9 protein-coding genes are annotated in these 10,184 nt (G+C 70.4%); 5 read left to right on the top strand and 4 right to left on the bottom strand.

Annotated elements, in window-relative coordinates; translation table 11 throughout:
• Window positions 1-83: 83 nt before the first annotated feature.
• From ACFWZ2_RS42715 to ACFWZ2_RS42705, 3 genes are all read right to left on the bottom strand, one after another.
• The gene (locus ACFWZ2_RS42715) at window positions 84-869 is read right to left on the bottom strand and encodes an SDR family NAD(P)-dependent oxidoreductase (protein WP_384555209.1); all 786 of its coding nucleotides are present in this window, start codon (window positions 867-869) and stop codon (window positions 84-86) included.
• Between the two features lie 204 nt (window positions 870-1,073).
• Window positions 1,074-2,033 (bottom strand): TIGR03619 family F420-dependent LLM class oxidoreductase, encoded by a 960-nt coding sequence (locus ACFWZ2_RS42710; protein ID WP_384555208.1) that lies wholly within the window; start codon window positions 2,031-2,033, stop codon window positions 1,074-1,076.
• 451 nt (window positions 2,034-2,484) lie between these two features.
• The gene (locus ACFWZ2_RS42705; protein WP_384555207.1) at window positions 2,485-2,724 is read right to left on the bottom strand and encodes a hypothetical protein; all 240 of its coding nucleotides are present in this window, start codon (window positions 2,722-2,724) and stop codon (window positions 2,485-2,487) included.
• A 312-nt stretch (window positions 2,725-3,036) separates the two neighbouring features.
• On the opposite strand from ACFWZ2_RS42705, the gene ACFWZ2_RS42700 reads away from it, so the two are divergent.
• On the top strand, window positions 3,037-3,789 hold the full coding sequence (locus tag ACFWZ2_RS42700; RefSeq protein ID WP_384555211.1) for a DUF6879 family protein: 753 nt from the start codon (window positions 3,037-3,039) through the stop codon (window positions 3,787-3,789).
• A 15-nt stretch (window positions 3,790-3,804) separates the two neighbouring features.
• A complete protein-coding gene (locus ACFWZ2_RS42695; protein WP_384555206.1) occupies window positions 3,805-4,656 on the top strand; it encodes a helix-turn-helix domain-containing protein in 852 nt (283 codons plus the stop codon).
• 87 nt (window positions 4,657-4,743) lie between these two features.
• On the opposite strand, the gene ACFWZ2_RS42690 is transcribed toward ACFWZ2_RS42695, so the two are convergent.
• Window positions 4,744-5,961 carry an amidohydrolase family protein gene (locus ACFWZ2_RS42690; protein WP_384555210.1) on the bottom strand — a complete coding sequence of 406 codons (1,218 nt, stop codon included), beginning with the start codon at window positions 5,959-5,961 and terminating at the stop codon, window positions 4,744-4,746.
• A gap of 266 nt (window positions 5,962-6,227) precedes the next feature.
• Between ACFWZ2_RS42690 and ACFWZ2_RS42685 the strand changes: the two genes are divergently transcribed.
• The 3 genes from ACFWZ2_RS42685 (at window position 6,228) to ACFWZ2_RS42675 (ending at window position 10,046) form a co-directional block, all read left to right on the top strand.
• Complete coding sequence (locus ACFWZ2_RS42685) at window positions 6,228-9,206, top strand: BTAD domain-containing putative transcriptional regulator (RefSeq protein WP_384555205.1); 2,979 nt, start codon at window positions 6,228-6,230, stop codon at window positions 9,204-9,206.
• 271 nt (window positions 9,207-9,477) lie between these two features.
• Window positions 9,478-9,654, top strand: a complete 177-nt coding sequence (locus ACFWZ2_RS42680) for a sigma-like protein (RefSeq protein ID WP_384555204.1) — start codon at window positions 9,478-9,480, stop codon at window positions 9,652-9,654.
• A gap of 191 nt (window positions 9,655-9,845) precedes the next feature.
• On the top strand, window positions 9,846-10,046 hold the full coding sequence (locus ACFWZ2_RS42675; protein WP_384555203.1) for a hypothetical protein: 201 nt from the start codon (window positions 9,846-9,848) through the stop codon (window positions 10,044-10,046).
• Window positions 10,047-10,184 lie beyond the last annotated feature (138 nt).

The raw sequence follows: 10,184 nt of genomic DNA, 5'->3' as shown, positions 1-10,184 counted from the left end.
CAACTCCGAAGGCCGGTAACCCCGTTGCGGGGCTACGTAGAAAGTAATGGGGGGGCGGCTCTCAGGTGGCCCCCAGGCGGCTCTCAGACGATGCTGACCCCCGCCAGCCAGCCGCCGTCGATGACGAACGGCTGCCCCGTGATGTACGCCGAGTCGCCGCCGGTCAGGAAGAGCGCCAGCGCCGCCACCTCCTCCGGCGCGCCGATCCGGCCCAGCGGCACCAGCTTCTTGTACAGCTCCGCCACCGCCGCGCTCGCCTCCTCCGGGTCGGCCGTCGGGTCGAGCTGCGCGGGATTGGTCATCGGGGTGTCGACCGCGCCGGGGCACACCGCGTTGACACGGATGCCCTTCGCGGCGAGCTCCAAGGCGGCGACCCGGGTCAGGCCGAGGATCGCGTGCTTCGTCGCGGCGTACGCGCCGACGAAGGCCATGCCCGTGAGCGCCGTGTAGGACGCGGTGTTCACGATCGTGCCGCCGCCCGCGGCCTCGATCTCCGGGGCGACGGTGCGGATGCCCAGGAAGCAGCCGATCTGGTTGACCTGGATGATCTGCTGGAACTCTTCGAGGGGCGTGCTGACCAGCTCGTTGAAGCGCAGGATCCCGGCGTTGTTCACCAGGCCGTCGATCTTCCCGAACGCGTCCTTGGCGGAGGCCACGGCCGCCTGCCAGTCGCTTTCCTTGCCCACGTCCAGGTGTACGAACTTCGCCGTGCCGTCGCCCAGTTCCTTCGCCAGCGCCTCGCCCTGGTCGTCGAGCACGTCGGCGACGACCACCTTCGCCCCCTCCTCGGCGAAGAGCCGCGCCTCCTGCTCACCCTGCCCGCGCGCCGCGCCGGTCACGATGACGACGCGGCCGTCCAGCTTGCCCATGGGGTACTCCCTGTTGGTCGGTTTGGTTGTTGAGGTGCGGAGGGGGTTGTCGGTGGTGGGTCGGGGGCGTGGTGTGTTGGTGCCTCGGCGTCTCGGCGTCTCGGTGTCTCGGCGTCTCGGTGTCTCGGCGTCTCGGTGTCTCGGTGTCTCGGCGTCTTGGTGTCTCGGCGCCTTGGCGCCTTGGCGTCTTGTCAGATCGGCCCGTCAGTCGTTGAGGTGCGGCGCCACGTCCGCCGCGAACGCGGCCATCTGGTCGGTCAGTTCGGCGCGGCCCCGGCTGCGGAAGCGCACCTGGATCTGGGCCACGCCCATCGCCCCGTACTCCCTCAGGGACTCGGCGATCGCCTCCGGCTTCCCGGCGAGCGTGCGGCGGCCCACCTGCCATGCGGGGTCGCCGATGTACAGCGCCTCCGTGATCGCGCCGACCGTGATCGGCTCCTCGATCCCCGCCTGTTCGCGCAGCCGCTTGAGCCGCGCGATCTGGGCGGGCAGCTTGGCGCGCGGGTCGCCCTGCGGGAGCCAGCCGTCGGCGCGGGTCGCGGCCCTGCGTACGGCGGCGGGTGAGGAGCCGCCGACCCAGATGGGGACGTGGGGCTGGGCGGGGCGGGGGAGTTGGCCGAGGCCCTCGAAGTGGAAGTGGTCGCCGTGGTGTTCGGGGTACTCGTCGGGGCCGAGCGCCTTCTTCAGTGCGTCGACGGTCTCGTCGAGGATGGGTCCGCGCCGCGCGAAGTCGACGCCGAGTGCCTCGAACTCCTCCCGTACGTGGCCCGCGCCGACGCCGAGGATCAGGCGGCCGCCGCTGAGGTGGTCGAGGGTCGCGTACTGCTTGGCGGAGAGGAGCGGGTGGCGCAGGCCGACGATGGCGACGTGGCTCATGAGGTGGACGTGTTCGGTGATGCCGGCGAGGTAGGAGAGCGTGGCCACGGGGTCGTACCAGGTTGTGCTCATCGCCTCGGCGAGGTGGCGGGGGATGCCGATGTGCTCGCAGCTCGCGAGGTAGGCGAAGCCGGTGCGGTCGGCGGTGCGGGCGATGGCGGCGAGGTCGTCGGGGGTGGCGTCGGCCTCCCATGCCTCCGCATAGAGCGAACTCTGCGACTGGATCGGCAACTGCATCCCGTACGCCAGCTGCCCCTCCGTGAACATCCGTGACTCGGCACCATCCATACGGAACCCAACCCCTCACCCTGATCTGACGGGACGTCACCTACGCCTCCGCCACACATCGTGGTAGCTGACGGTGCGTCAGGCAAGGGGGGTGGCGGCTTGGGTCTGCGCCTTGGGTTCGGCTGTGGGGCGGGGCCGCGGGGGTATGTGCGTACTCGCTATCCCGTGGCTTGTGCCTCGGTCAGCGTTTGCCGTCAGGGTGGGCCAAGGTGCTCCGTGCGCACATACCCCCACGTCCCCTCGCGAGCGTTTGCACCTGCGGGCCGGTGGGGGTGCCCCCCACCTGCCCAACCCACCCCAGCCCGCGCCAACAGCCGGCGGGCGGCCGCTCCGCTGTGGGCAATCGTGCCGCAGGGCGGCACGGGTGGGCACAGCGCACGCCGCAGGGGGCCGCGAACGGTGGCGCAAGGCCGGTGCAGGCGGGTACAGCCCACGGTGCAGAGGGGACGGGTCACGGAGGCGCAGGGTCGGCGTTCCGGTGGCGGTCGGAAGTCAGTGCCACCTCGACGACGCTCGCGCGCAGCCGTTCCGCTTCGTCGGCTGGCCGGACGCGGGAAGGGTCGGCGTCCCATTCACGACCCCCGCCCGGGGGCCGGAGCTGGATGTACGGGCCTTCGTGCCCCATGACTCGCCCCGGCTTGCCCTTTTCCTCGTCGACGACGAGGGTGCCGATCGGGTATCGCGCCTTCATGTCTCGCGATCCCCTCGCCGGAGGCGGTTCCCCAGCCGTATGGCCGACGGCCGAAGGACGATGCCGGGCTGATCGCGCACCGCCCGCAGCGGCTTGCTCGTCGTGGGGGGGGATCGTCGTACCGCGGCTCATTCGTGGTGGCCATGACCTGGACGTTAGGGAGGCCGCGTGCACGGCACCACGAAATGTTCTCCGATGTTCTCGCGCGCTGACGGAATGTTCTCTGGTGTTCTCACGCGGGGAACGGGAGCCTGTGGTGCGGGGCCCGGTGCGCAGCCATTCTGGTTGGATCAACGTCCCTGAAAGGACGCCATCATGAGGCGACTGCGCTTCACGGGCACGGACAGCAAGAACGGCTCATGTCCGGCCCTGCATGAAGACCTGGACAGCGGCGAGGTCATCGTCCAGGGGCGACCGCTCACCGATCGCGACGACGTGGCACAGCTGAGGCATCTCGGTACTGGAGATGCCGCCGTCGTGGTCCCCCGCCAGTTGCTCGTCAACTGGGCACCCAAAGAGATCGACCGCACGCCCGAGGTGATCAGCCCGGAGGAGTTCGCCCGTCTCTTCGAGACGTTCGAGCACACGGCCTGGCACCTGGAGACTCGCGGCGGCTACGCGTCCGACCGTGAGGATCTCGACTACGGGACGTTCCTCAAGACCGGCCAGGCGATCTGGGACCTCGACAGCAAGTGGCACCAGAACATCAAGCGGCAGACCGGCGACAGGAAGCGCGTGGGCCGCGTACGTGTGGTCGACAGCCCGCCGACAGAGGGGCAGCGGTTCCTGCTCAGCTACGGCGCCGGCAACGTCGCGTCAGGCGAAAACGTCGGCTGCCTGTGGCGCGCCGACGCACGGCGGATCAATCTGCTCGAAGAGGACTTCTGGATCTTCGACTCACGGCTTGTCGTCGTTCTGCACTTCGACGACGCCGACGTACTGACCAGCATCGAGACCATCACAGAACCCGCCGAAGTCGTGCGGTACTCCATGGCGCGTGATGCCGCGGTGCATCACGCCACCCCGTACGAAGACTTCGTGGGACAAGTACCCAAGACCGACTAGCTGCGAGCGTGACCGGTGAGCACCGACTACCAGCAGGCGCGGGAAGCCCTTGGCGCACGGCTCAGGGAACTCCGGGTCGAACGGCCCCGGGGCAGGCTCACCGGTCCGCAGCTCGCAGCCCTGCTCGGCTGGCCGCACTCCAAGATCTACAAACTCGAAGGCGGCAGACAGACCGCCACCCGAGAGGACCTGCGGGCCCTGGCGGACGCCCTCGGCCGCCCCGACGTGTTCGGTGAACTCGCCGCCCGCCTCACCGGATTCGAGACCCATGTCCAGTCGTGGCGGCGGCAGTTGACGGACGGACATCGGCCCGTGCAGGAGCGCTGGAACGTGGAGATCGACCGTACGACAGTCGTCCATGCCTGGGAGGAGGCGGTCATTCCCGGCATGGTCCAGAACGCGGACTACGCCCGCCACGTCTTCCGCCGCTATGCCGATCTGCATGGTTCTATGCACGACATCGAAGACGCCGTCCGCGCAAGGGCACGGCGACAGGAGTGGCTCTTCGAAAAGGGGCACCTCTTCCGGGTGCTGATCTGGGAAGCGGCGCTGCGGTCCCTGATCTGTCCGCCGTCGGTCCTCGCGGCTCAGCTTGACCGGCTGGCCGGAATGATCGGGATGGACACGGTAGAACTGGGGGTCGTTCCGTTCGCGGCCTCCGTCAAGGTCGCCCCGGCCAACGGCTTCTGGCTGCTGGACGACCGACTCGTGATCGCGGAGGACTGGCACGCGGAGCTCTGGCTGGACGATGTCGACAACATCGCCCTGTACACGAAAGTCTGGAACGCCCTGCGCGAATCCGCCGCATACGGCGCCGACGCGCACCACGTCATCAACGCCGCACGGCGGGCGCTCACCGCACGGTGACACCGTGGCCTTCCGGCACGACCGCCCACCCGCCACACCCGGTGCGGAGATTCGGGTGGACGGGCGGGGAGCTTCCGCCGCGAAGCGCTATGCGCGCCAGAGCCCATCCCCCGTAAGACCGAGAAGGCCAATCGCGTTGCCGCGGACGAGTCGGTCGACCACGTCCGGTGCGAGATGGCCCATCTGGGACTCGCCGACCTCGCGGGACTTGGGCCAGGTGGAGTCGGAGTGGGGGTAGTCCGTTTCGTAGAGGACGTTTCCGACGCCGATGGAGTCGAGGTTCTTCAGGCCGAACGCGTCGTCGAAGAAGCAGCCGTAGACGTGGGAGGCGAAGAGTTCGGACGGGGGCCGGTGGACCTTGTCGGCGACGCCGCCCCAGCCGCGGTTCTCCTCCCAGACGACGTCGGCGCGTTCCAGGATGTAGGGGATCCAGCCGATCTGCCCCTCGGCGTACATGATCTTGAGGTTGGGGAACTGCTCGAACTTGCCGCTCATCAGCCAGTCCACCATCGAGAAGCAGCAGTTGGCGAAGGTGATGGTGGAGCCGACGGCGGGCGGCGCGTCGGCGGAGGTGGACGGCATCTTGCTGGACGAGCCGATGTGCATGGCGACGACGGTCCCGGTCTCGTCGCAGGCGCGCAGGAAGGGGTCCCATTCGTCCGTATGGATGGAGGGGAGTCCGAGGTGCGGGGGGATTTCGGAGAAGGCGACGGCCCGTACTCCGCGCGCCGCGTTGCGCCGTACCTCCGCCGCGGCCAGTTCCGCGTCCCACAGGGGGATGAGGGTGAGCGGTATGAGGCGGCCGTGCGCCTCGGGCCCGCACCACTCCTCCACCATCCAGTCGTTGTACGCGCGCACGGCGAGGAGTCCGAGTTCGCGGTCCTTGGCCTCGGTGAAGGTCTGGCCGCAGAAGCGCGGGAAGGTGGGGAAGCAGAGGGCGGACTGGACGTGGTTGATGTCCATGTCGGCGAGGCGGTCGGGGACGCTGAACGATCCCGGTCGCATCTGTTCGTAAGTGATGACTTCGAGTTTGATCTCATCCCTGTCGTACCCGACGGCCGTGTCGAGGCGGGTGAGCGGCCTGTGCAGGTCCTCGTACACCCACCAGTCCCCGATGGGCCCTTCGTCCCCCTTTACCCCCATCACGGGGGCGAACTTGCCGCCGAGGAAGGACATTTCCTTGAGGGGCGCCCGGACGATCCGGGGGCCGCTGTCCTGGTACTTCGACGGGAGCCGGTCCCGCCAGACGTGCGGGGGTTCGACCGTGTGGTCGTCCACCGAGATGATCTTCGGGAAGGTCTCCATGGTCTCCATGCGGTCCACGGTAGCGCCGATCTGACGGTCCGTCAGCAAGTTGTACGACCACCGGTCGATCGCCCCGCGGACGCGGGGCGATGCGGAACCTCGTGCGTGGACCCTGTGAGAGCCGTCTCGCACGGCTGACGCATCCGCCATGGACAAGGCAAACTGGCGGGGAGCAAGAACCGAGGCACGACCGACCGCGGCACGAACGCGGCCGGGGCAGCACCGCGACCGGCAGGATTGGGAACGGCAGGGCGGCAGGGGGAGCGATGGTCGATGTACCGCGAGTACCGGAGCAGTGGCGTCCGGCCTCGGGGAACACCCCCGAGGAGCGGACCGAGGGGGAATACCCCGAGGTCCGGACGTCACGCTTCAGCGTGCTCGGACCGGTGCGCGCATGGCACGGCACGGTACAGCTCAACACGGGTTCCCCGATGCAGCGGGCGCTTCTCGCCGCCCTGCTGCTCCGGGACGGCCGCACGGCGACGGCCTCGGAGCTGATCGACGCCCTCTGGGGCGACGAGCCGCCGTCGCAGGCACTGGCGGCGGTACGGACGTACGCGTCCCGGCTGCGCAAGGTCCTGCCCGCGGGAGTCCTGCTCAGCGAATCCGGCGGCTACGCGGTCCGGGTGGCCGAAGGCGCCCTGGACCTGACCGTCGCGGAGGACCTGTGGGCCGCCGCCGAGAAGGCGCGCGGCGTCGGCGACCTGTGCCGGGCGCGCTCGCTGGTGAACAAGGCGCTCGGACTGTGGGACGGCGAACCGCTGGCCAACGTCCCGGGGCCGTACGCGGACACCCAGCGCACCCGCCTGGAGGAGTGGCAGCTCCAACTCGTCGAGTCCCGGCTCGACATGGACCTGGAACAGGGCTGCCACGCGGAGGCGGTCTCCGAACTGACCGCCCTGACCGCCGCGCACCCGCTGCGCGAGCGGCTGCGGGAGCTGCTGATGCTGGCGCTCTACCGCAGCGGCAGGCAGGCCGAGGCCCTCGCCGTGTACGCCGACACCCGGCGCCTCCTCGCCGACGAGCTCGGGGTCGACCCGCGCCCCGGCCTGAAAGAGCTCCAGCAGCGCATCCTCCAGGCCGACCCGGGCCTCACCGAGCCGTCCGCGGCCGCCCCCGAACCGGCCACCACCGTGGTGCGGCCCGCGCAACTGCCCGCCACCGTCCCCGACTTCACCGGACGCAAGTCCTTCGTGGCCGAGCTCAGCGACATCCTCTCCACGGCCGAGGGCCGCGTCATGGCGGTCTCCGCCCTCGCGGGCATCGGCGGCGTCGGCAAGACGACCCTGGCCGTGCACGTGGCGCACGTCGCGCGCACCCACTTCCCGGACGGCCAGCTGTACGTGGACCTCCAGGGCGCGGGCTCGCGGGCCGCCGAACCGGAGACCGTGCTCGGCGCCTTCCTGCGCGCCCTCGGCACCGCCGACTCGGCGATCCCGGACTCCCTGGAGGAGCGCGCGGCCCTGTACCGCTCGGTCCTCGACGGCCGAAGGGTCCTCGTCCTCCTCGACAACGCCCGCGACGCCGCGCAGGTCAGGCCGCTGCTGCCCGGCATGGAGGGCTGTGCGGCCCTGGTCACCAGCCGCGTGCGCATGGTCGACCTGGCGGGCGCGCACCTGGTCGACCTGGACGTCATGTCCCCCGAGGAGGCCCTGCAGCTCTTCACCAAGATCGTCGGCGAGGAGCGGGTGGCCTCGGAGCGCGACGCCGCCCTCGACGTCGTCGCGGCCTGCGGATTCCTGCCGCTGGCCATCCGCATCGCGGCGTCCCGCCTGGCGGCCCGCCGCACCTGGACCGTCTCCACGCTCGCCGCGAAGCTCGCCGACGAGCGGCGCCGCCTCGACGAGCTCCAGGCCGGCGACCTCGCGGTGAAGGCCACCTTCGAGCTGGGCTACGGCCAGCTGGAGCCCGCGCAGGCCCGCGCCTTCCGCCTCCTCGGCCTCGCCGACGGCCCCGACCTGTCCCTCGCCGCGGCCGCCGCGGTCCTCGACCTCTCCCTGGAGGAGACCGAGGACCTCCTGGAAGCCCTGGTGGACACGTCCCTGATCGAGTCCGCGGCACCGGGCCGCTACCGCTATCACGACCTCGTACGCCTCTACGCGCGTGCATGCGCCGAACGCGACGAGCAGCCCCCGAGCGAGCGGGACGCGGCGATGTCGCGCCTGCTGGACTTCTATCTGGCGTCGGCGGCGCGCGTGTACGCGATCGAGCGGCCCGGGGACCGGACCGTGGAGCACCTGGAGGTGACCCCGGACGTCGGCCTGGAATTCGACGACGGGGCCAAGGCCTTCGACTGGCTGCACGCGGAGGCCGCCTGCATCCTGGCCTGCGTCCAGCAGTCCCTCGCGCCCAACAGCCTGCGCCGCGCCGTGGACCTGATCCTCGCCGCGAAGGACCTGGCCGAGTCGGGGGCGAGTTCGCACCGGTACGAGGCGGCGACGCGTGCGGCACGGGACGTCGCGGCCACCGTGGGGGACGCGCTCGCCGAGGGGCGGGCGCGGGTCAGCCTCGCCCAAGTGCTCAACAAGGTCGGCCGGTTCGACGCCGCGGCCGCCGAGCTGGAACTCGCCGCGGGCCTCGCCCTGGAGTCCGGTGACCCCTGGACCAACGGCAACTCCCTCAACGAACAGGGCATCGTCAACAACTGCATCAACCAGCCCGCCGTGGGCGAGGAGCAGCTCCTGAGGGCGATCGGCGTCTTCCGCGCCGACGGCAACCGGCACAGCGAGGCCAGCGCCCTCTGCAACCTCTCCCGGGCCCTCCTCCTGATGGGCCGCACCAGCAAGTCGATCGACCTGGCCCGGCAGGGCATGGCCATCTACAGCGACCTCGGCGTCACCTTCCGGCTCGCCAACGCCAAGTACGCGCTCGGCCTCGGCCTCAGCCAGGCGGGGCGCCACTCGGAGGCCCTCGACCAACTCACCGACGCGCTCGGCATCTTCGCGGAGAACCGCCAGCGCCTGTGGCAGGGGACCACGCACTACCGCATCGCCCAGGTCCACTTCTCGGACCGCCGCGCGGCGCAGGCGGCCCAGCACGCCGAGCAGGCCCTGAGCACCGGCTGCGTCGGCGGCGACTGGATGCGCGCCAACGTCCTGACGATCCTCGGCAGGGCCCTGCACAGCCTCGGGCAGGTCGACCGCGCGCAGGCGTGCTGGCGCGAGGCCCTCGCCATCCATGAGGCGGCGGGCGCCCCGGAGGCCGCCCAGGTGCGCGAACTCCTGGAGCCGGTGGCCGCGGCCTGACCCTCGGGAAAGGGTCCGGCGGGCGAACCGGAAACGGCCCGGCGGGCGTCCTGGAAAGAGTCCTGCGGACATCCCTGAGGGCGTTCATCGAACGTTTATGGCGGACTGCCACTCTCATGGGGTCGATCCGTCGCGTCGGGGGGCAGACGGGTCGCATGGGCCCTACGGATAAAGTGAGCGGCCCAAACGCCCGTTCGGCGACCCTCGGGGGAGTTGCCGAGCGGGCGTATCCGCTATCTGGACCCCGTCAATTCCATAGGAGTTGTCACTTATGAGCGAGACCGAAAAGAAGAAGAAGCACGGCATCACCACCATGGGCGAGGGCCACACACCGGCCCCGCCGAAGGACGGCGTCACCACGCAGGGCGAGGGCCACACGCCCGCCCCGCCGAAGGACGGCGTCACCATTCAGGGCGAGGGTCACACGCCCGCCCCGCCGAAGGACTGACCCACAGACCTCATATCCCGACGGGGGTGATCGGCCGCGGCGGCGCGGAGGGGGAGCCGTCGCGGCCGACGCATGTCCGGGGGGCGGGGCGGTCCCGCCACGCGGTACAGGACCACGGAATCGAACATTCAGCCGCCCCGTTCACTAGGGTCACGTGATGTTGAATGTTCCGTCCCACCAGAGGAGTTGGAATGACTAGCGCCAAGAAAGTCCTCGTCACCGTCGCCATCGCGGCGGCCACCGCGGCGGGCGCCGCCGCACCGGCACTCGCCGACAGTCACACGCCGGCCCCGCCGAGCGACCACCACAGCGCGGTAGCCCCTCTCGGCGACAGCCACACCCCGACCTCCCCCCTCGGCGACAGCCACACGCCGTCGAGCCCGCAGGACTGATCCCGCCGGGACGGGGCCGGGCCGCCGCCCCGCCCCCGCCCCGGTGTTGAGAGCGGCTGTCGCTTATACACATAAGACGCAGCCGACGACGTAGGTCGAGTAGATCTCGGTTGTCGCCGTCTCAGTGTATTCGGCGGG

The organism is Streptomyces sp. NPDC059002 (assembly GCF_042740435.1).
In the GTDB taxonomy this organism is placed as follows: domain Bacteria; phylum Actinomycetota; class Actinomycetes; order Streptomycetales; family Streptomycetaceae; genus Streptomyces.
The sequence above is the reverse complement of the archived record's forward strand: the minus strand, read 5'-3'. Positions and strand labels throughout refer to the sequence as shown.

What these genes read in the sequence shown, in the direction of transcription:
- ACFWZ2_RS42715 (WP_384555209.1), bottom strand. Translation starts at nt 869, where the DNA reads ATGGGCAAGCTGGACGGCCGCGTCGTCATCGTGACCGGCGCGGCGCGC.
- ACFWZ2_RS42710 (WP_384555208.1), bottom strand. Translation starts at nt 2,033, where the DNA reads ATGGATGGTGCCGAGTCACGGATGTTCACGGAGGGGCAGCTGGCGTAC.
- ACFWZ2_RS42705 (WP_384555207.1), bottom strand. Translation starts at nt 2,724, where the DNA reads ATGAAGGCGCGATACCCGATCGGCACCCTCGTCGTCGACGAGGAAAAG.
- ACFWZ2_RS42690 (WP_384555210.1), bottom strand. Translation starts at nt 5,961, where the DNA reads ATGGAGACCTTCCCGAAGATCATCTCGGTGGACGACCACACGGTCGAA.
- ACFWZ2_RS42685 (WP_384555205.1), top strand. Translation starts at nt 6,228, where the DNA reads ATGGTCGATGTACCGCGAGTACCGGAGCAGTGGCGTCCGGCCTCGGGG.
- ACFWZ2_RS42680 (WP_384555204.1), top strand. Translation starts at nt 9,478, where the DNA reads ATGAGCGAGACCGAAAAGAAGAAGAAGCACGGCATCACCACCATGGGC.
- ACFWZ2_RS42675 (WP_384555203.1), top strand. Translation starts at nt 9,846, where the DNA reads ATGACTAGCGCCAAGAAAGTCCTCGTCACCGTCGCCATCGCGGCGGCC.